Raw genomic sequence first — 21,155 nt, 5'->3', positions numbered from 1 at the left:
CTAATAATATATAAATATCTGACATCTAATGTCTCAAAACAAAAGAATTTTCGTAGAAAAAAGAGGAATTTTCGATGTAGAAAGTCCAAAAATTTTTGATGAAGTAAAAGCGGTTGTTCCGTCGATCCAAAGCGTAAAGGTTTATAATGTTTACGATATTTTTGGATTAAATGACGGTGAATTCGGAAAAGTGGTCAACAGCACTTTCGTAGATCCGGTTACTGATATTTTAATCGAAGAAAATCCTGCACAGGGAATTTATTTCGCATTGGAATTTTTACCTGGGCAATATGATCAGCGTGCAGATTCTGCCCAACAGTGCATTGCTTTATTAACGGGAAATGAAAAATCTAAAGTAAGAAGCGGGAAACTCATTGAATTTGAAGGTGTTTCCGAATCTGATTTAGCAAAAATCAAAGACCTTCTAATCAATAAAGTGGAATCTCAGGAAAAAGATTTATCAACTTTAAACATTCCTGCGGAAGAAACTCCTTCAAAAGTTATTGTTCACGAAGGTTTTATCGATTTCGATGATGCTCAGCTTGAGGAATTCTTTAATAATCACGGTTTTGCTTTAGGGTTGGACGATTTAAAATTCATTCAGGAATATTTTAAATCGGAACAGAGAAATCCTACGGAAACAGAACTTAAAGTTTTAGACACCTATTGGAGCGACCACTGTCGTCACACAACGTTCGAAACAGAATTGTCTAATATCGAATTCGAAGGACAGTTTAAACATACATTGGAAACTATTTTCAATGATTATATCGAAAAAAGAAAATTCTTAGGACGCGAATTGAAGCCTATATCCTTGATGGATCTGGCTACGGTTTGCGGAAGATATTTCCATAAAACAGGTCAGTTAGAAAATCTGGTAGTTTCTGACGAAATCAACGCTTGTACGATCCAGATTGAAGCAGAATACGATGGTAAAAAAGAACCGTGGTATTTATTATTCAAGAACGAAACCCACAATCACCCGACAGAAATTGAACCTTTTGGTGGTGCTTCAACTTGTTTAGGTGGCGCTATCAGAGACCCTTTGTCCGGACGTTCATTCGTATTTCAGGCGATGAGATTAACAGGTGCTGCAGATGTTTTGGAACCGGTTGATAAAACATTACCGGGAAAATTGCCTCAAAAAACAATCACGAAACAGGCGGCAAACGGATATTCCTCTTACGGGAACCAAATCGGTTTAGCAACTACAATGGTTTCTGAAATCTACGATGAAGGCTACAAAGCCAAAAGAATGGAAGTTGGTTTCGTTGCGGGAGCCGTTCCTGTGGATTGGGTAAGACGTGAAAAACCGGCAAATGGTGATTCTATCATTATTTTAGGAGGAGCAACAGGTCGTGACGGTGTTGGAGGAGCAAGCGGAAGTTCAAAAGAACAGGACGAAACTTCTATCCATACGATGAGTTCTGAAGTTCAGAAAGGAAATGCAGTTGAAGAACGTAAAATCCAGAGATTGTTTAGAAATCCTGAAGTAACGAGACTGATTAAAAAATCAAACGATTTCGGAGCGGGAGGAGTTTCTGTAGCAATTGGCGAAATCGCAGATTCTTTAGAAGTTAATTTAGATGTTTTACCTCTAAAATATGAAGGGTTAAACGGAACCGAGCTTGCAATTTCCGAATCTCAGGAAAGAATGGCAGTTGTAGTAGAACCTAAAGATAAAGAACAGTTTATCAAATTCTGTGAAGCTGAAAATATTGTGGCTGTGGAAGTTGCAAAAGTGACAGATTCAGGAAGAATGCAGATGTTCTGGAAAGGAGATAAAATCGTGGATCTTTCAAGAGCATTTTTAGATACGAACGGCTGTTCAAAAAGTCAGGAAGTTAAAATTACCCACCTGAATGAAGTAAAAGAAGAAACTCCAGCATTTACTGAAGAGAATTTCCTGAAAATTTTAAGCGATAAGAATGTAGCTTCTCAAAAAGGATTGCTGGAAATGTTCGATTCATCAATTGGTGCAACTACGGTTGCGATGCCTTTGGGTGGAAAATATCAGCAGACTTTAATGGAAGGAAGTGTTCAGACGTTGCCAATCATCGGAGCAAAAGATATCGAAACCGTTTCTTTAGCAAGTTGGGGATTCGATGCAGAGATTTCTAAGCAAAATTCACTTTTAGGAGCTTCTTACGCTGTTGTAGAAAGTGTTGCGAAGATCGTTGCAATGGGTGGCGATTATAAAAATATCAGATTCAGTTTTCAGGAATATTTTGAAAAATTAGGTCAGAATCCTGAAAAGTGGGGGAAACCTTTGGCTTCTCTTTTGGGAGCTTACGATGCGCAAATTAATTTCGGTTTGGCAGCCATTGGTGGGAAAGATTCAATGAGCGGAACGTATCAGGATCTGCATGTGCCGCCAACATTAATCTCTTTCGCCTGTGCAAACGGTGAAAAGAAAAATATTATCTCTCCTGAATTTAAAAACGAAGGAAATAAAGTATATTTATTCAATCATATTGCTCAGGAAAACGGACTTCCGAATTATGATGCTTTAAAAGATATTTATGAATTCATATTCGAAAATATCAAAGCAGGAAAAATCGTTTCAGTAAAAACAGTGAAAGAAGGTGGAGTTGCGGTTGCTTTGGCAAAAATGAGCTTTGGAAACAGATTGGGCGCAGACATTACAGTAGATGATGCTTCGGCATTGCTCAGCAAGCGAATTGGTAGCTTAATTATAGAATCTAAAGAAGAATTAAGTTCTGTAAATCTTCAATTGATAGGTCAAGTTGTTGCGAATGAAGTTTTAACCATCAACAATCTTCAAACTTCCATCAATAAATTATTAGCTGCAAACACCAATACTTTCGAAAATCTTTTCCCGACAGTTGAAAAAGAAAAAATAACGGTTGCGTTGGATGAAAAATTAAATTCAGTCAACCCAAGAAATATCATCATTAAGAAACACGGAATCGCTCAGCCAAAAGTATTTGCGCCGGTTTTTCCGGGAACAAACTGCGAATACGATACATTGAACGCTTTCGCAAAAGAAGGAGCTGTAATTAAAAGTTTACCATTAATCAATATCAATCATCAATTATTGGATGAAAGTATTGATGCGTGGGTAGAGGAGATCAAAACTTCCCAGATTTTAGCCTTCTCAGGAGGTTTCTCTGCGGGTGACGAACCAGACGGTTCTGCAAAATTCATCGTTAACGTTTTGAAAAACGAGAAGATGAGAAATGCCGTTCACGAATTGCTCGACAGAGACGGAATGATTATCGGGATCTGTAACGGTTTTCAGGCGTTGGTTAAATCCGGATTATTGCCTTACGGAAGAATTAAAGATTTAGATGAAAATTCTCCAACGTTAGCTCACAACGCGATCAGAAGACATATTTCCCAGATGGTCAATGTAAAAGTCGTAAATGACGAATCTCCTTGGCTAAAAGGAATGAAGGATCAGATTTTCACGATTCCAATTTCTCACGGGGAAGGTCGTTTCATGGCTTCGGAAGCGGAAATTCAGAAGCTATATGAAAACGGACAGATTGCAACACAATATTTAGACTTAGAAGGAAATATAGCTCACGGAATGCCTTTTAATCCAAATAATTCTTTATTCGGAATTGAGGGGATCACAAGTCCTTGCGGAAAAATTTTCGGAAGAATGGGACATCCGGAACGTTTTGCTGAAGGTCTGTTTAAAAATATTCCAACCGCAAATTATCACAACATCTTTAAAAATGGAGTGGAGTATTTCAAGTAAAAGACCATCAATAAATAATAAAATGCCTTCGTTACATAACGGAGGCATTTTTCTTTTTACTGTAATTTTTCCTGATTTACGGAAAACCGTAAAGAAAATGCTGAAAACCGTAATAAATTGCCGCTGTAAATAAAGATTTAAACAAAAATTTTAACTATGAAAACAAAAATTACTGCAACCGATTTATTTCTCGGTATTTTAGCTGTAATGCTTATCGGTGTTAGTTTTTACCAGACCTGGCTCGGTTTACAGCAGATTTTTGGAGGGAGCTCCTTTGTTATTGCTTTGGTGCTTTCTCTTATCCTGCTTTTTTTACTTTGGCAGATAAGAAGGGCAAAAACCAGCGGACAGTCTCCTTCTTCACTAAGCTGGATCTATTTTTTCTTTGCTTCATTTTGTTTCGTTGCCAATTTCAATGCATTGTATACAAGGTTTATGAGAACCGATATTTATACAACAGAACTGCGTAATGTTAACGAAAAATTCAGCGCGCTGGAAACGGATGTAGAATCTAAGCTGAATTACTCCGTCCCCGATGCTAAGACAAGACAGGCGATCCGAAGTGAATTAAATCTTCTGAAAATTCAGATCAGTGATCCTAAAAATGTCGGGATCGGACCGGAAGCAAGACAAATTATTGCAAGAATTGAAAAAATGATCGGCAAAAAAGTAACGCCTCTTACACCTGTAAGTGAAACTCCTGACGGATATGCAGATCTTGCCGACAGAATGGAAGAACAGATCGTACAGATGGTTTATAACCTTACTCCGGAAGAAAAAAATCTGATGAGTGATATTAATAATGCTTCCGTACGATGGAATAAAGAAATTCAGAATCTTTTACAGATGAATCCTGATGTAATAAACCTAATGGCTCAAGGGCAGATTGATAAATCTTTAACAGAGTATAACAGACTCGGATCAAAAGCAGAATCTATTTTGGGAAAAGATAAACTGAAATTTGAGCCTACCCATTCTGAAACGCAGGAAGTAGGAAAAATAGGATATGCTTTCAGCCATGCCATCAAGAATTTCGGGATGTTTCAGTTGGTTGTTTTAGCAGGATGTATATTACTGGATTTCGGTATTATGTTTATCATTCTTTTAATGCCAACAGAAACTAACAGAAATACAGGAAACAGCAGCGAAAGTATCTTTACCAGCAAACGCAGCGGAAAAACAATAATCTAATACAAAGTATAAAATATGGAATGGGAAAATGAACCTTTGAAACCATTGTCTTTTGATAAAGATCAGGAGGAAGTTCTTAAACCTTTGAATTTTGATGAAGAAGACGCGCTGAAGCCTTTGTCTTTAGACCATAACAAAGAAGCTGTGAACGATCGTTTTGTTCCTATTGCAAAAGGCAATGTCTCGGAAATTAAAAATAAAGACAGCAATTTCGTGTTTTTTTTCGGAACTGCTTCTTCTGGGAAATCTGTTATTTTGGCAACCATGCTTTATTATCTCAGATCGAAAGCAGGGGTTATAAGACCCAAAATAGGGACACCAAATACCGCTGAAGCAGAAAGCCTTCTGTATGATTTTTTTGAAAACATCAGTAAAGGGATTTTACCTGCAGGAACAGTAAAAGATCAGGTAACGAGACTGGATCTTGTTTTCGAACCTAACAATAAATCTAAGAAAATAAATCCCATTAACCTTACTTTTTTAGAAACTTCAGGAGAAAATCATAACGAAATAAAAAGGGGAGGGAGCTATCACAGCAGCATAGAAACCTATCTTTCTGCCAATCTTCCTCTTACATTTATAATTGTAACAAGCTATGAAAGCGCGCATAAAGATGATATTTTAATCAACACTTTTTTAAATAAGCTTGAAAAGTATGAGAAAAAATTAAAATCCGTCAATATTATTCTGGTCATCTCAAAATGGGATAAATCCGGAAGAGCCAATGTGGAAGCCTCGGCGGAGCTAGATGATTTTATTCAGGAAAGGCTTCCGATGACTTCTACTGCAATGGATACCTATGGTCTGGCAAAAACATTCTACACCGTGGGAGAGCTTAATGAAGAAACCAATCAGATAACCATTCTGAATTTAGACAGAGCGCAGAAGTTATCAGAGTGGTTGTATGAAAGCATTGTGGGTTATCCGCTGTCTTATGAAGGGACTTTTTGGGAACGTATAAAATTTAGTCTTACAAATTAATGAGCAGTGTTAATTTAATTGCATTCGGAACTTTTGGAAATCCCAATGGCTTTACCCAGACTTTTTTTGCAGGAACACCCGTAGAAATAAAGACTTTAGACATAAGAGGAGCTGTACTTATTTATCCGAACAGTAAACTGTATTCTCTACGGAAAGAATATAAAGATGGTTCTTATATAATAACCTACACCATTTATACTTATGCCAAAGAACCTACTTCGGCGCGGGAAGGATCTTTTATCGGCTCCAGTATTATGTTTACAGACGAAATTGCAGAAGAAAATATTACCGTCCGCTGTCTTAACGAATTCCACTCCAATCTTATCAGCAGAAACGTTCAGAACGATACACTTACGGTAAATCACTCAGAAAATTTCTCAATTGGTAAGCCTGCAGATTTTGATAAAATAAATTTTAATCTGAAAAAAATAGATATTTTCGATTCCGTACAGAGTACAAGCCGTCAACTGATGGTATATTGTGAAACAAATCCTTCCGCATTACAGATCATTCTGAAAAAAGCCGTTGATCTGCTGAATGTATATGACACAATTTACTTCACAGAAAGCTCGGACATCGCAAAATTTGTTCACCAGAAAAATATTTTTCAGTTTGTTCAGAAAGATGGGTTTGAAAATGAAATCAAAAAACTGAACGACGAAAGAAAACGTAAAATACATGAAACCGTTACGGAATTTGAAAATGAAAAAATAAAATGGGAAAACTCCAGAAAACAGAATGGTGAAGATTTTAAATCTAAAATTGAAAGAAATAAAGAACTGCATCTTGCTAACGGCAGAAAGATAGAAGAATCTGAGAAAAATTTAGAGAAATTAAACGAAGTTTACTATGCTTTCTCTCAGAAAATTGATGAATTTCTGAACCAATTGAAAACCGCCGACAGTATTATGTTGAATAATATAACGCAGTCTTACAAGGCAGATAAAAATACTTTTTTAGAAAACGTCAGAAACTTAGGAATACCGGAACTGGATTCTGTTTCGCAGCCAAGATTAGTTCGGGAACGTGAAATTCCTGTGTATTCATCTTCTTATTACAGCAACTCCGGTAGAAAAGAACCGGAAACAGAGCAGTCCAATATTTTTAAAACAGCAACAATTATTCTTTCTGTTTTTTTACTCGCTGCAGTTTCAGGTTTAACATGGTTTCAGTTTTTTAAAGAGCCTGAAAAACAGATTGTTTACAATGAACCCGAGCCAGAAGTAACAACAGAGTCGGTTTCCGAGCTTACAGTCTCTGCACTGAATCCAAAACCTAATTCAGAAGCAGAACCTCTGATCCTAAATGAAATGAACAGAAAGCTGACGGCAGGCTTAAAAATTGATTCTGTTACAGGTTTTGTATTTAAGGCGAATCCGCAGAGCGTAGAAAAATATTATAAATATCAAAAGAAAGACTATTCCAAACAGCTTTTCGAAAATAATAAGGAAAGTTTTAAAATTTCAGGGATTGATACAATATATACAGGAGATTTAAAATTCATACCCATCTTTAAATAATTAATTTTGTAATTTTAAAAAGGATAGCTTATTTAAAAAGAAGCAGAATTTTCATATTGAGTATACGAAAAGCAATCATAAAAGCAAAATGACCGTCCTTAGTGACGGTTATTTTTTTATAAGGAAAGTTTTAAATAATACTTTAACAATTAATTTTAAAACTTAACACAGTGATAATTGTTTCTTATTTTTGTATCAAATTCCGATAATGAAAAAAATCGTATTCTTCGCTGCTGCATTAATGTCTTTCTTTGCTTCTGCACAGCAGAAAGTTGCAGACACTTTGCAGAATAAAGAAAAAGAGATAGAGGAAATTACCATTGTAGCTTCTTCCCGAACCGGACAGAAAATAGAAAATTCACCTCAAAAGGTAGAAGTTCTGGGAAAGGAAGAAATGAATGAAGAAAGCGGAATAAAACCTGCAGGAATAGGAAGTATTTTAGGGGATATATCCGGAGTACAGATCCAGCAAAGCAGTCCGGTTTCCGGTAATTCCAATATTCGTATACAGGGGCTTGATGGAAGGTATACCCAGATATTGCGCGATGGAATGCCTTTATTCGATGGATTCAGTGGAGGATTGGGCGTTCTTTCTGTTCCGCCTTTAGATTTGCAGCAGGTAGAACTCATAAAAGGCTCCGCATCTACATTATATGGAGGAGGAGCTATTGGAGGATTGGTCAATATTATTTCGAGAAAGCCTACTGCAAAACAGGAACTGACGTTTTTAGCAAATTATTCTACTTTGGACGAAAAAAACTTAAATATGTTTGCGTCCAAAAAAATGAACAGGTTCGGATATATTTTCTTCGGTGGGATAACATCACAGAATGCAAAAGACGTAAATAAGGACGGGTTTTCTGATGTACCCAAAACAAATTCTCTGGTTCTGCATCCCAAAGTATTCTTTTATCCTTCAGAAAGCTCAGCAATTAGTCTCGGATGGACAGGAAGTTTCGATAAAAATACCGGAGGCGATATGCAGGTAATACGTAATAATAGTGATAATATCCATCAGTATTTTGAAAAAAATATACTTAAAAGAAATACATTCGATCTTATTTACCAGCAAAATTTCAGCAATAATTCTAAACTCGAATTTAAAAACAGCTTAAGTGATTTTAACCGTGATTTCACCAGCAATGAGAATTTTCTGACCGCCAATCAGAAAAATTATTTCTCAGAACTTACCTATACACGGCCATTTACAAATACCCTGCTTGTTTTAGGAGCAGATTTTCAGGGAAGCAAATTTAATCCTAAATCTTTTCAGTCTTTTCAGATTCCGGCGTTTGAGAATAATTCTTTCGGAATTTTTCTTCAGAACACAACCAAGTTAAAAAAAGCGACCATAGAATCAGGAATCCGTAATGATTTTACCAATAGATACGGTAGTTTCTTTTTGCCGAGCCTTGCCGGTATTTATCATTTTGATGAACACTGGGCTGCAAGAGGAGGAATTGGTTTAGGCTATAAAGTTCCTAATGCACTTGCTGCGCAGAATGTAGATTATTCTTTAGAAAAACTGCTGCCAATTGATGCGCAGAATACAAAAGCAGAAAAATCTGTAGGCTACAATCTGGAGTTTAACTATAAAAAGAAATTTGACAGTGGAAATGAAATATTCATCAATCAGGCATTTTTTCTTACACAAATTTCCAGTCCGGTAATTGCTCATCAAACTTCTACAGGAGATATATATTTCTACAACGAATCCAAATCTGTTGTTTCAAAAGGTTTTGATACATATATCAAAGGAAAATTTGATGAATGGGAGCTGTATTTTGGTTATACCTTTACAATAGCGAAATATAATTTTCTGGAAGGCAATGATTATATTCCTCTTACTCCGAAACACAGGGCTGCAATGACGGGTGTTAAAGATTTTGAAAACGGATGGAAATTAGGGGTTGAGGCATCTTATAACGGAAAACAATATCGTTTAGATTACAGCCGCACTCCTTCTTACCTGTTTACCGCCGCAATGATTTCCAAAGATATCGGGAAACATTTTATCGTTGTCCTGAACGGAGAAAATCTTCTGGATTACAGACAAAGTAAAAAAGAATCTCTCTATTCCGGCAACATAAGCAGTCCCACATTTTATCCGCTTTGGGCTCCGATAGACGGAAGAGTAGTTAATCTGTCGGTAAAATGGAAGCTTTGATAAGTTAATTGAAAATATACTTCCAGTAAACAAAAATTCCGACAATTACAGAAACAATCGCCATCAGTAAAACCGCTCCGGCAGAAATATCTTTGATGAAACCAATCCTTTGATCAAATTCAGGATGAATAAAATCGCAGATTTTTTCAATGGCGGTATTCAGAATTTCAGCAGCTAAGACGCCGGAGGAAACCATTAAAATTAAAATAGTGTCTGTAGAAGAAAGATTCAGATAAAAAATCAGAAACACATTAATAAGGAAAGCAGCAAATTCAAGCTGAAAATTTCTTTCATGCTTCATCATGAGAAAAACACCCCGGAAAGCATTTCGTAAACTCTTGTGTACAGGAGGTTTTCGCATTTTTAAAGTTTATTTGCAAATATAGTTAATTCATTGAAGAAAATCCTTATCTTTAGTGCTTTAGGATGTTTTAGGGCATCAAAAACCAGAGCAGGAGAAGTTGTGAAATTATTTTGATAGATGTTAATAACTCTCAGAATTATTCTTTTCATTCTGTTTTCTATTTATTATATTTGTAAAAATTTATTTTTAAATCTATGAAATTTATTATTTCAAGTGGTGAACTACAGAAGGCTTTGCAAACTGTAAGTGGCGTAATATCAAGCTCTCAGTCGAGACCGATTTTAGAAAACTATCTTTTTGAATTAGACGGAACTCAGGTTACCATTACCGCGTCTGACGGCGAAACGACTCTTGTAACTTCTCTTGAGGCAAAGTCTGATGATACGGGTAAATTTGCCGTTCCTGCAAAGATTTTCCAGGACTTCATCAAGACTTACGGAGAACAGCCTCTTACGTTGGTTGTGAAGGATAATGCAGAAGGAACAGGAAGTCAGCTTGAGATTTTAGATGAAAAAGATAACTTCGCCGTAGCATTGGATAACGCGGACGATTATCCGGAATTGCCGGAATTTGATGCCGCACAAAGTGTTACCATGCCTGCAGGAGTTTTATCTGAAGCCCTTACCAATACGCTTTTCGCCACAAGTAACGATTCTCTTCGTCCGGTAATGACGGGAGTTCTTTTCCAGTTTGGAGAAAATGAAACCAACTTCGTTTCTACAGATTCTCATAGACTGGTAGTATACAAAAGAAAAGATCTGATGAATGCCGAACCAATGGAATTCATCATGCCTAAAAAGCCATTAAACATTTTCAAAAATATTTTAGCGAGTTCCAATGAAGACGTAACAATCGAATTCAACGAGAACATGGCAAAATTCACTTTTGGAAAACACGTTTGGATCTGTAGATTAATCGACGGAAAATATCCGAATTATACAGCGGTAATTCCAAAAGAGAACCCTAATGTATTAACTATCAACAGAAATCTTTTGTTAGGAGCCATTAAAAGAGCTTCCATCATGTCTAATAAATCGACCAATCAGGTAAGATTTAAGCTTTCTGCAAACATTCTTCACCTTCACGCAGAAGATACGGAGTATGCAAACAAAGCAGATATGCAGATTCCTTGCGATTACAACGGAGAAGACATCAACATCGGTTTCAGCTCTAAATTCTTAACGGAAATGTTAACGATTCTTGGTTCAGACGATATTACCATGAAAATGTCTCAGCCAAACAGACCGGGAATTATCGAACCTCTTGATGGTCTTGAAGAAAACGAAAGTATTTTAATGTTATCAATGCCGGTCATCGGATTGTAATTTTAACGTAAATAAAATAGGATAAGAGGTTTTGATTTTTTCAGAACCTCTTATTTTTTAGGAGCTATTTCCCGCTTTCCGCACTCGCTATTTACTTAGGATTTGGCTGCGGCAGCGAAGCTGCCGCAGCCAAATCCTAACAAAATGAGCTCAAACAAAGCTGCAATCGGGGCTAGAATTGCAGTCCGCCGTTTTGCAATGAACAAAGAGAAGAAGTAATCTCCGGAATACATCTACAAGTAGAAATCGAGGCTTAGTTTAAGAAACAGTAATGACAGATTTAAATTCCGCTTTCACTTGCTGAGTAGAACGCCTTAGCGAACAACAATATTCAGAATTTAACAATACTTTTCTTAGCTATCTTTTGCGTTAAAAATAAGGTTTTCAGATTGCTGCGGTGTTTCGCTTTTCGAAATGACAATGTCTTGTTAATCCGGCAGGAAAAAGAAAGCTGCTAAATAACTCTTAAAGTTTCTCTCACATTTCTCTGTTTCTTAAAAAAACACGATATTTGTAGCGCGAAAAATTCAAGTAAAATTTTCAAAATAAACAGGGTTTCTTTTAACCTTGAAAAATAATAATTTATCAGATGAAAATATCAAACAACTGGCTTAAAGATTATATCAAAACGGACCTGAAAACTGAAAGAATCGGTGAGTTCCTTACAGATATAGGACTTGAAGTTGAAGGGATAGAAAAATTTGAAAGCATAAAAGGAAGCCTGGAAGGAATTGTTGTAGGTAAGGTTTTAACCTGCGAGAAACATCCGAATGCAGACAAATTAAAAAAGACAACGGTAGACGTAGGAAACGGAAAGATTTTAAACATCGTTTGCGGAGCTCCCAATGTGGAAGCCGGACAAACCGTTCCTGTTGCAGTTGTAGGAACAAAAATCTATGATAAAACCGGAAACTTTTTCGAGATCAAAGAAGCAAAAATCCGGGGAGAAGTTTCTCAGGGTATGATCTGTGCAGAAGACGAATTGGGTCTTAGCGACGATCACGGCGGAATTATGATTTTGGATGAAGAAAAGTTTGAAGTCGGAAAAAATTTCGCAGATTATTTTGAAATAACAAACGATGAAGTTCTGGAAATCGGTTTAACGCCGAACAGAACCGATGCAATGTCTCATTACGGGGTTGCAAGAGATCTTCATGCTTATCTTTCCACAAACAAGCAGAAATCTGAGTTCGAAAAAGTATCTTCTGTTGCACTGAACAACGAAGGTTCTCACGATTTTACATTAGAAGTGGAAGACGCAGAATTATGTCCGAGATACATCGGAGCGGTAATCGAAAACGTAAAAGTGGCAGATTCTCCGGCTTGGCTGAAAGACAGACTGAAAGCCATCGGATTAAGCCCCATCAATAACGTTGTAGATATTACCAACTATATCCTTCACGGTTACGGACAGCCGCTTCACGCCTTTGATGCAGATAAAATTGCAGATAAAAAAGTAAAAGTAGGAACAGTAAAGGAAGGAACAAAATTCACAACTTTAGACGGTGTTGAAAGAACTTTAAACGGTTCCGAAATCATCATTAAAGACGGAAAAGATACGCCGATGTGCATTGCTGGAGTTTTCGGAGGTGCGAATTCAGGAGTTTCTGCTGAAACAACTACCATCTTTTTGGAAAGTGCTTATTTCAATCCGGTTGCGGTAAGAAAAGGGGCAAAATTCCATGGATTGAATACCGATGCTTCTTTCAGATTCGAAAGAGGAGTAGATCCTAATATTACAAGAACAGCAATTACGCATGCCATAAAATTAATTCAGGAACTTACTGAAGGAAAACTTGTGGGAGAATTGCTGGAACAGTATCCTAAGAAAATTGAAGATCAGTATGTCATCATCAGATTTTCAAAAATCGAGCAGATTTTAGGAACCAAAATTCACAGAGAAAAAGTAAAAGAAATTTTAAAAGCCCTTGAAATTCAGGTTTTAAATGAAATTCAGAATGGTTATGAAATTTCTGTACCTGCTTACAGAGCAGATGTTACCAGAGAAATTGACGTGATCGAGGAGATTTTAAGAATCTACGGGTACAATAAGATCGATGCTCCTCAGAAAATTTCGTTTACGCCGGTAAAACTGGCTGCACAGGATCAGGATGAGCTTGAAAATAACTGGGCAAGAACGTTACAGGGACTAGGTTTCAATGAAGTAATGAACAATTCATTGACTTCGCTGAAAGATGAAACAGATGCCGTAAAATTACTAAATCCTTTAAGCAGCGATTTGGCATTTATGAGAAAGTCTTTACTGGAAGGGCTTTTGCAGAATGCAATCTACAATATCAACAGAAAAAATCAGGATATTAAATTCTTCGAATTCGGAAAAATCTATCATAAGAGAGATCAATACGAGGAAAGAAAGCAATTGGCTATCCTTGTTTCCGGAAGAGACGTTGCGGAAAACTGGCTGCAGCCGAAATCTGCAACAAGTTTTTATAACCTGAAAGCTTATGTAAAAGTTTTACTGGAAAGATTAGGTGTTGATTGCAAAGAAGTAGCTTTATCTGATGAAAGATTTTCTGATGCTTTAGCATATGAAGCGGACGGAAAAGCTTTGGTAAGAATCGGGAAAGTAGCTCCTCAGATGCTGAAAGATTTCGATATTGAGCAGGAATGTTTCTACGCCGAAATTGAACTTGAATTTGCGCAGAAATTACGTTCTGAAAATCAATTGAAATTCAAAGATATTCCTAAATTCAATAAAATCAGAAGAGATCTTGCTTTATTGATTGATAAAAACGTGAATTACGAAGATCTTTATCAGACGGCAAAGAAAAATAAATCTCCGTACCTGAAAAATATTAATTTATTTGACGTTTACGAGGGGAAAAATCTTCCGGAAGGCAAGAAGTCTTATGCAATGAGTTTCGAACTTTTAAACGAGGAAAAAACTCTTGAAGAGAAAGAAATTACTGCGGTAATGGATTCCTTAATCAAATCTTTCCAGAAAGAATTCAATGCAGAATTAAGAGGGTAAAAAAAATTATCTTTCGAATACAATATAAACGGACATTTGTCCGTTTTTTTTATGGGCAAAAACCGAAATTGCCAATAGTTTAAAGATTGAATATTTTATTAAATTAACCTCAGTTCGGGATAAGAAAAAGTTTAAATAATTGATTTATAACGTTGTATTATTTTATCGCAAAGAAAAACAAAAGATTTTTTTTATTTATTGAAAGTTTGTCAGCTAAACAAAGACACTTCGTTTATTTAAAAAAGACAAAATGGTATTACTTTGATAAGTTTTACGCCTTTGTATATCTTAAAAAATGAATTCCTGATAATTGAATCTCTTTGTTTAACCTTGCGTTTAATACTTATCCCGAACTCAGGTTAAATTCCGATAAATCATATTCAATTACAATTTTATCTGAAGTGTTAAAGAATAATAAAATCTTCCGAAACCCGTTTAAATAATAATAATTCCGTAAATTTGGTTTAAATCAAAAAGTAAACAATGAAGAATCTTTTTTTAAGTATATGTACTGCTGCAGTTTTGGTTTCGTGTGGAACAATGTCCAGCTCTTCTGCTTCCAAAGTAGGAAAAGCGCAGCCTTCTCTTGCAGGTACAAAATGGGCTTTGGCTGATAATGTGAAAGGAAAAATTCCTACTCTGAATATCGAAGGAGAAAAGATCAGCGGTAATGCAGGATGCAACAATTACTTCGGGACAGCAAAAGTAGATCCGGCAATGGGTAATTTTTCTGCGGGAGCTTTAGGTTCTACAAGAATGGCTTGCGATAATATGAGCGTGGAGAAAAACTTTATGGATATGGTAGGAAAAGCCAATAAATATGTAGTAACCGGAAATGTTCTGGAATTGTATCAGGACAATCTTTTACTTTTAAAATTCAATAAAGCTGAATAAAATAAAAAGGAACTCAATCGAGTTCCTTTTTTATGTTTAAATTGTTATTAATCTTCCTCTTCTTCGTCGTACTTAGCCAACTCTTCATCACACCATTTAAACGCAGCTTCTACTACTTTTGTAGCCTCGTCTGCCATTGTTTCTTCGTCGTCACCTTCCAGATCATCCAGCCACTCAACTTCTTCTTCCTCAACGTTTAAGATAAATCTTGGATATTCTGTATGAACCACGAATAAATCTTCTGGAAATTCCGAATTATCTGCTAATAAAAACTTTGGTAATTTCATTTTTTTAATGTTTTAACTTTAAATCAAAGATAATAAAATTATTGGTATTTGTTCTTGTCAATCTTTATTTTTTGCAAAACTTTATACCTTGTTAACGTTGTTTTCTGAAGCGTATCTTTCGGTTTGAAAGTTAGCGTAATATTAGGATTGATGGTACTCATCAGTTCGGCAACCTGTATTTTATCAAGATCTTCCGTGGTTTCAAGATAGAATTTTAAAGGTATTTCATCAAGTTTTTCAGATTGCAGAAACTGCTTCATTTCCTTTCTGTTTTCAAGATAATTGCCTTTGGAAAGCCATGTAAATAACATTCCCGAAAGCAGACTTAAAAAGCCTAAAGCGTATGTTTTAACTTCAAAAACCATGAATAATTTCCTGAAATAAACCAGCCAGACCGGAAGACTGAAAGGAGCCATTAATCTGTAATCAATCGCATTCACAGAATAAAAATACTGAATAAAATACGAGCAGATAATCCCGAAAACACTTACAAAAATATAAAATGCCTCCGTTTCTGAGAGTTTATATTTAATAAACAAAAACATAATCAAAAGAATATTTACAAAGCCGATTCCGTAGATCGCGTAATTGATCATTCCGCCTCCCGGATCTGCAATGTGAATAAATGGGTTGAAAGTGGTACACAATCCCTGAAACAATTCAACAAGAAGTTTTGAAGTAGGATGCAGACCGATTTCCAGAAATTGACTGACATAGTTTTCGTTAAAGTAATCAATGAAAAGAAATTTGTACAAAACCACAAAAATTCCTCCGATGATTCCAGAAAGGATAAATATTCCCGAATATTTTCTTTTCCAAAAAATCAATCCGAAAAGCCCGGTTCCGCCCATAATGAAAAAAGCGCTGTATCTTATGTTATACAAAGCAATCAGGCTTAGTGAAAGATAAAAAACGGCTTTTCTCTTTTCTAATTTTCCATCAATAATTAATGTGGAAACATATAAAAATAAAATAACGAACGGCAAAATCAGCGGTTCGCTCATAGTGTAGGAGAAAATTGACAAAAAGCTGAATAAAGCACATAAAACAATGGATTCTCTAAAGAAAAATTTCTTCTTCCAGTTGAAAAAAAGAATGAAGAAAAATGCGGAAATTCCTACAATTTTACTTCCCCAGAATTCATCAAACCCGAAAAATGTAAAAAATTTTATCGCTAAAGGATATCCTAAAGGCGTCGTGGTATTATCGATGGTCGGGAAAACGTGCGCAAATCTCATATAACGGATGGAATCCGGATTTACACGTCCTTTTTCATTAAGCAGAAAACGCAAAATGGTCATCACTAAAGTAATGATGACCATTGATATCTGAATATTTTTTTCTTTAAATTTCATGGATTGTGAAATTAGTAAATTTTGCAAAGCCAGTCAATCTTAATCAGATTTAAAATTGAATTCCAAAAAACTCACAATTTACCGTTCACTATTCACTTTTTATTATTTAGAAAACATTTTCGCTACTTTTTCCGCTTTTTTGCTTTCGGAGTAATCATAGAAACCTTCGCCTGATTTTACGCCTAATTTCCCTGCCATTACCATGTTTACCAACAATGGATTTGGAGCATATTTAGGATTTTTGAAGCCGTCGTACATTACGTTTAAGATCGCTAAACAAACATCAAGACCAATAAAATCGGCAAGCTGAAGCGGTCCCATCGGATGCGCCATTCCCAGTTTCATTACCGTATCGATTTCCTCAACACCTGCAACGCCGTTGTAAAGTGTTTCGATAGATTCGTTAATCATCGGCATTAAAATTCTGTTGGCAACAAATCCCGGATAATCATTTACTTCTACAGGAACTTTTCCTAACGTTTTGCTCATTTCATAGATCGCATCGAACGTCTCTTTGGAAGTGGAGTAGCCTTTAATGATTTCAACCAGTTTCATGATCGGAACCGGATTCATAAAGTGCATTCCGATTACCTTATCGGCTCTTTTGGTAGCCGCCGCGATTTTAGTGATCGAAATTGAGGAAGTATTGGTTGCCAGAATACAGTTTTCAGGAGCAAACTCGTCCATCTGTCCGAAAATTTTAAGTTTTAATTCCTGGTTTTCAGTAGCTGCTTCCACAATAAGATCCGCAGAACCTACCGCATTCTGAAGTGCTGTAAATGTGGTAATGTTCCCTAAAGTTTCCGCTTTTTGTTCTTCGGTAAGGTTTCCCTTTGCAATTATTCTGTCGAGATTGGTGGTAATGGTTTTAAGACCTCTGTCTAAAGCTTCCTGAGATACATCTACAAGATTTACTTTAAAACCGCTTTGTGCAAAAGTGTGCGCAATACCATTTCCCATGGTTCCGGCTCCGATAACTACAATGTTTTTGATCATTTTTCCTTATTTAAGTTTTAATTATTTACTGTTGATTAAAGTTAAATTTCGTGCATTGGAAAGATCTGCTTTTTTTACCGTCGTTGTTTCATCAAAACTCACATTACCGTCTCTGTTAGGTCTTTTCATTTGGTTTTGATTATTGATGGCAGCTTTCAGTCCTTCCACAAATCTGGTTTTCTGGGTTCTGGAGAATGTATCTGTTCCGATATAAATGTTAAATTCACCTTCTCTTCCCAAACCGCTCTGTCTGTACACTTCGAAATTTTTTATTTTGTTTTTTTTCTGAAACTGATTAATAAAATCCATCACAGGTTTAGACGAAGGGGTACCGCAGCAAATGCTGTGATAGCCTACCTGCAGATAATTTTCGCTCTTCTGTGCAAAAAATACTGCGGAAGTGAATAACCCGATTATTAATACTATTTTTTTCATTTTTATTGGTTTTAAAATTAAGCTTAAATTTTTACTTATTAAAATAATCCCAGACTGTTTTTGAAATGTCTGAAATCATTCTACAGTTCACTTCAGCCGTTTCCGTTGAGTTACTGACAAATACAGCTATTGCATAATGCTTGCCATTCGGTAAAGTGATGATCGCAATTTCATTTTCAGCACCCGTTAAACCTGCATTATTCTTGCCGGAAGATCCCGTTTTTCTTGCGATAGGCGTATCTTTCGGAAGCTGTTCAATTAATTTATTTGTTCCTGTGGAAGTGGAGAGCATTACTTTCATCAGATAATCTGTTGATTTTTTTGATAATAATTTTCCGTCATAAAACTTTTTCAGCACATCAACCGCAGAATTCGTTGTACTATAATTTTCATACTGCGCATTCCAGTCTTTATGCATCGCTTCTTCATTGTATTTGATCTGAAAGTTTTTCACTCCTTTAGCATTCATAAATTTCTGAACAACCTGCGTTCCGCCTAATAATTTTAAAAGAATATCGCAGCCGTTATTGTCACTTTTAGCAACGGTGTATTCAATAATTTCACTTAAAGAAACAATACCGCCATGTGGATATTTTTCGCGAAGAGGCGACCACGTATTTTCATGCAGATTCGATTGGTTAAGGGTAACTTTTTGATCTAAAGAAAGTTTTCTTTTCTCTACATAATCTAAAACCGCAGCAGCAATATGAAACTTGAAAACACTCTGCATCGGAAGTTTTTTGTCTGCATTTTTATTGTACGTAAAACCATTTTCGAACCCCAGAACGGAAATTCCGACCGTTGCTTTTTTGTCTTTAATAATAGAGCTTATTTTTTGATCCAAAGAAGATTTCTGCGCAAAAACAAACGTCGAAATCAAAAGAAATAATAATGTGATTTTTTTCATAATATTTTTTTAATCATTTTTATTAACCCCAAAAGAAGCAAAAGAAATTCTGTAATCTTTAAATACTTTTTAGTTGATCAAAAGTCTGTAAAGGATAAAAATCTTTGGATTTTTTAAACTTATGTGTTCTTTTTTTTGCATTTAAATATTGAACTTAAATAACTGAAGTGTTAAAAATTTCCTTCTTTTGCGGTTAAAATAAAAGTTTAAATAGTTTTAAAAATAAATCCCTCTTAGAAACTAAAAGGGATTTGCAATTTATGATTTTTTCTTATCTCACTTCAAAATAATTCAGATTAACGCCATTATTTTCGAAATAAATTCTGATTTTATTTTCTCCTTTTTTAAGATGAATTCCTTTTGCAGTTAGCGTTTTCCAAATTTCATTTCCGCCTGTTGAAGCTAATGAAACTGAAGCTAGTTGTTTTTCGGAAGCATCCTCAATCCGTATTTTTGCGTCGTTTTCACTGGCATATTTTATCTCAAAAGTATATGTTTTATCAACTTTAGAACCTATTGTATACTGAAGCCATTCTCCGGTTTCTGTCTTTCCGACGTAATATTCATTGTCTTTTGTTCTGTAAATATCAACACCGTCATTTCTCAGTTGATTTCCTGAATTCCATTCCGATCTTTTTGCGGGATCACTTACCCAAAGATTAATGAAATCATTGTCTTTGTAAGCAGAACCCATTCTTCCCAAATCATAATCGGTTGCGAATATTTTTCCTGGAGCCTGTAGATTCTTGAAAGGCTTTGTGGAATCGTCTTTTGTCTGCCTGAACATTGCATCAATCACATCATTTTTAATTTCAACATTGCTGAACTTATAGTTGTTAGCAATCTGCATCAAAGCTTTCTTGGCGAAATCTTTAGATGGTTTTTCGCCTCCGTTCTTCCAGTAATCCAATAATTTCTGGTATTCCGGAGTAGTTTTTACGTTGGTAATTCCTGCAATATTGTCAATTTTTTTCATCGGCCAGAATGCGTAACCAATGTTGTGTTTATCTAAAAGCCGGATCAGTTCTGTAAACCATACATTCGAATTTTCTCCTGTTTCGCCCAGCCAGATCGGGATTTTGTGTTTTTCTCTTAAATCCAAAGCAAATTTCAGTGTCGCGTCATCATTGTTATTCCAGTATTTATGAAAACTGAAGACCATATTATCGTCCCAAAGCGGCGTTAAACCGTTGTAATTATTTCCCCATCCGTTTCCTTCAATAATGATGATGTGTTTTTTATCAACAGTACGGATCGCTTCCGTGATTTCTTTCTGAAGCTTCCAAAGCGGAGCATTCGACATTTCATCCGTTCCGTTTATATTTTTTCCTGTAAAATTGATATTCGGTTCGTTAATTAAGTCGTAACCACCGATCCATGGGGAATTTTTGTATCTTTCGGCTAGTTTCTTCCATAGTGCAATTGTTTTTTTCTGATTTTCTTCACTTTCCCAAAGAGAAGGTTTCGATTTGTCGTTATCAGAAATATTCACATCATTTCCCTGTCCGCCCGGTGCTGCGTGAAGATCGAGAATCAGGTACATTTTATTATCAGCACACCATTTCAGAAGATCATCAGTCATTTTAAAACCTTCTTCAAGCCATGTATTTTCTCCTTTTTTAGATTCTTTTTCAATCGGTAGAGTGTACAGGTTATAATGCATTGGAAGTCTGATCGAATTAAATCCTGCTTTTTTCAGAAAATCAATGTCCTGTCGGGTAATTCCGTTTTTCAGATAAGCCTTGTAAAACTCGTTCATACCGTCTTCACCAATCAGTTCAGCAATTTTCTCCTTGATTTTGTACTGAGGACCTGCAAAATCAGCCGTTTTCAGCATATATCCTTCCTGAAGCATCCAGCCTCCCAAACCGAGACCTCGCAACTGAATATTTTCACCTTTATCATTAATAATTTTCTCACCTTGTGTTTTTAAAAGCTGCGATGTCCCAAATTGAGACAATAAAAAAGCGGATAATAGAATGGCTCTTTTCATAGTGATTTTAATTATTGAATT

Annotated in this window: 15 protein-coding genes; 8 read left to right on the top strand and 7 right to left on the bottom strand. The window is 35.8% G+C overall.

What is annotated here, in order from left to right:
- Positions 1–28 precede the first annotated feature (28 nt).
- The 5 genes from WFH39_RS20300 (at position 29) to WFH39_RS20280 (ending at position 9,586) form a co-directional block, all read left to right on the top strand.
- Positions 29–3,727 carry a phosphoribosylformylglycinamidine synthase gene (locus WFH39_RS20300; protein ID WP_336691238.1) on the top strand — a complete coding sequence of 1,233 codons (3,699 nt, stop codon included), beginning with the start codon at positions 29–31 and terminating at the stop codon, positions 3,725–3,727.
- A gap of 156 nt (positions 3,728–3,883) precedes the next feature.
- Positions 3,884–4,918, top strand: a complete 1,035-nt coding sequence (locus WFH39_RS20295; RefSeq protein WP_087706294.1) for a hypothetical protein — start codon at positions 3,884–3,886, stop codon at positions 4,916–4,918.
- A 15-nt stretch (positions 4,919–4,933) separates the two neighbouring features.
- Entirely contained in the window at positions 4,934–5,899 is a 966-nt protein-coding gene (locus tag WFH39_RS20290; RefSeq protein ID WP_302718412.1) for a hypothetical protein, read from the top strand.
- The gene (locus WFH39_RS20285) at positions 5,899–7,419 is read left to right on the top strand and encodes a hypothetical protein (protein ID WP_336691237.1); all 1,521 of its coding nucleotides are present in this window, start codon (positions 5,899–5,901) and stop codon (positions 7,417–7,419) included. The genes WFH39_RS20290 and WFH39_RS20285 overlap by 1 nt, the downstream gene beginning before the upstream one ends.
- Before the next feature lie 208 nt (positions 7,420–7,627).
- Positions 7,628–9,586, top strand: coding sequence for a TonB-dependent receptor plug domain-containing protein (locus WFH39_RS20280; RefSeq protein WP_336691236.1), 1,959 nt, complete (start codon positions 7,628–7,630; stop codon positions 9,584–9,586).
- A gap of 4 nt (positions 9,587–9,590) precedes the next feature.
- On the opposite strand, the gene WFH39_RS20275 is transcribed toward WFH39_RS20280, so the two are convergent.
- Positions 9,591–9,947, bottom strand: coding sequence for a diacylglycerol kinase (locus tag WFH39_RS20275; protein ID WP_336691235.1), 357 nt, complete (start codon positions 9,945–9,947; stop codon positions 9,591–9,593).
- 197 nt (positions 9,948–10,144) lie between these two features.
- Here WFH39_RS20275 and dnaN point away from each other — a divergent pair, with 197 nt between their 5' ends.
- The 3 genes from dnaN to WFH39_RS20260 all read left to right on the top strand — a co-directional run bounded on the left by dnaN (position 10,145) and on the right by WFH39_RS20260 (position 15,161).
- Positions 10,145–11,275, top strand: coding sequence for a DNA polymerase III subunit beta (gene dnaN / locus WFH39_RS20270; protein ID WP_076394496.1), 1,131 nt, complete (start codon positions 10,145–10,147; stop codon positions 11,273–11,275).
- A 589-nt stretch (positions 11,276–11,864) separates the two neighbouring features.
- Positions 11,865–14,267: a phenylalanine--tRNA ligase subunit beta gene (gene pheT, locus WFH39_RS20265; RefSeq protein WP_336691234.1), complete on the top strand. Its 2,403-nt coding sequence runs from the start codon at positions 11,865–11,867 to the stop codon at positions 14,265–14,267.
- 483 nt (positions 14,268–14,750) lie between these two features.
- On the top strand, positions 14,751–15,161 hold the full coding sequence (locus tag WFH39_RS20260) for an META domain-containing protein (protein ID WP_214590174.1): 411 nt from the start codon (positions 14,751–14,753) through the stop codon (positions 15,159–15,161).
- 47 nt (positions 15,162–15,208) lie between these two features.
- Here the strand turns inward: WFH39_RS20260 and WFH39_RS20255 are convergent, their stop codons facing one another.
- From WFH39_RS20255 to WFH39_RS20230, 6 genes are all read right to left on the bottom strand, one after another.
- Positions 15,209–15,448, bottom strand: a complete 240-nt coding sequence (locus WFH39_RS20255; RefSeq protein WP_002977986.1) for a hypothetical protein — start codon at positions 15,446–15,448, stop codon at positions 15,209–15,211.
- A gap of 38 nt (positions 15,449–15,486) precedes the next feature.
- The gene (locus WFH39_RS20250) at positions 15,487–16,803 is read right to left on the bottom strand and encodes a hypothetical protein (RefSeq protein WP_336691233.1); all 1,317 of its coding nucleotides are present in this window, start codon (positions 16,801–16,803) and stop codon (positions 15,487–15,489) included.
- A 102-nt stretch (positions 16,804–16,905) separates the two neighbouring features.
- The gene (locus WFH39_RS20245) at positions 16,906–17,796 is read right to left on the bottom strand and encodes a 3-hydroxybutyryl-CoA dehydrogenase (RefSeq protein WP_235131916.1); all 891 of its coding nucleotides are present in this window, start codon (positions 17,794–17,796) and stop codon (positions 16,906–16,908) included.
- 24 nt (positions 17,797–17,820) lie between these two features.
- Complete coding sequence (locus WFH39_RS20240; protein WP_336691232.1) at positions 17,821–18,234, bottom strand: hypothetical protein; 414 nt, start codon at positions 18,232–18,234, stop codon at positions 17,821–17,823.
- Between the two features lie 31 nt (positions 18,235–18,265).
- The gene (bla-A, locus tag WFH39_RS20235; protein ID WP_336691231.1) at positions 18,266–19,141 is read right to left on the bottom strand and encodes a CGA/CIA family class A beta-lactamase; all 876 of its coding nucleotides are present in this window, start codon (positions 19,139–19,141) and stop codon (positions 18,266–18,268) included.
- 271 nt (positions 19,142–19,412) lie between these two features.
- Positions 19,413–21,134: a cellulase family glycosylhydrolase gene (locus tag WFH39_RS20230; RefSeq protein WP_336691230.1), complete on the bottom strand. Its 1,722-nt coding sequence runs from the start codon at positions 21,132–21,134 to the stop codon at positions 19,413–19,415.
- Positions 21,135–21,155: the final 21 nt, after the last annotated feature.

Source organism: Chryseobacterium sp. MMO-72, from assembly GCF_037146035.1.
Taxonomy (GTDB): Bacteria; Bacteroidota; Bacteroidia; order Flavobacteriales; family Weeksellaceae; genus Chryseobacterium; species Chryseobacterium indicum.
This window is presented reverse-complemented; position numbering and strand designations above follow the sequence as displayed.

Bases quoted from the DNA above. Each gene is read 5' to 3' on its own strand.
- WFH39_RS20295 (WP_087706294.1), top strand. From the start codon at position 3,884: ATGAAAACAAAAATTACTGCAACCGATTTATTTCTCGGTATTTTAGCT.
- WFH39_RS20275 (WP_336691235.1), bottom strand. From the start codon at position 9,947: ATGCGAAAACCTCCTGTACACAAGAGTTTACGAAATGCTTTCCGGGGT.
- WFH39_RS20280 (WP_336691236.1), top strand. From the start codon at position 7,628: ATGAAAAAAATCGTATTCTTCGCTGCTGCATTAATGTCTTTCTTTGCT.
- WFH39_RS20230 (WP_336691230.1), bottom strand. From the start codon at position 21,134: ATGAAAAGAGCCATTCTATTATCCGCTTTTTTATTGTCTCAATTTGGG.
- bla-A (WP_336691231.1), bottom strand. From the start codon at position 19,141: ATGAAAAAAATCACATTATTATTTCTTTTGATTTCGACGTTTGTTTTT.
- WFH39_RS20255 (WP_002977986.1), bottom strand. From the start codon at position 15,448: ATGAAATTACCAAAGTTTTTATTAGCAGATAATTCGGAATTTCCAGAA.
- WFH39_RS20240 (WP_336691232.1), bottom strand. From the start codon at position 18,234: ATGAAAAAAATAGTATTAATAATCGGGTTATTCACTTCCGCAGTATTT.
- WFH39_RS20260 (WP_214590174.1), top strand. From the start codon at position 14,751: ATGAAGAATCTTTTTTTAAGTATATGTACTGCTGCAGTTTTGGTTTCG.
- WFH39_RS20285 (WP_336691237.1), top strand. From the start codon at position 5,899: ATGAGCAGTGTTAATTTAATTGCATTCGGAACTTTTGGAAATCCCAAT.
- WFH39_RS20300 (WP_336691238.1), top strand. From the start codon at position 29: ATGTCTCAAAACAAAAGAATTTTCGTAGAAAAAAGAGGAATTTTCGAT.
- dnaN (WP_076394496.1), top strand. From the start codon at position 10,145: ATGAAATTTATTATTTCAAGTGGTGAACTACAGAAGGCTTTGCAAACT.
- WFH39_RS20290 (WP_302718412.1), top strand. From the start codon at position 4,934: ATGGAATGGGAAAATGAACCTTTGAAACCATTGTCTTTTGATAAAGAT.
- pheT (WP_336691234.1), top strand. From the start codon at position 11,865: ATGAAAATATCAAACAACTGGCTTAAAGATTATATCAAAACGGACCTG.
- WFH39_RS20250 (WP_336691233.1), bottom strand. From the start codon at position 16,803: ATGAAATTTAAAGAAAAAAATATTCAGATATCAATGGTCATCATTACT.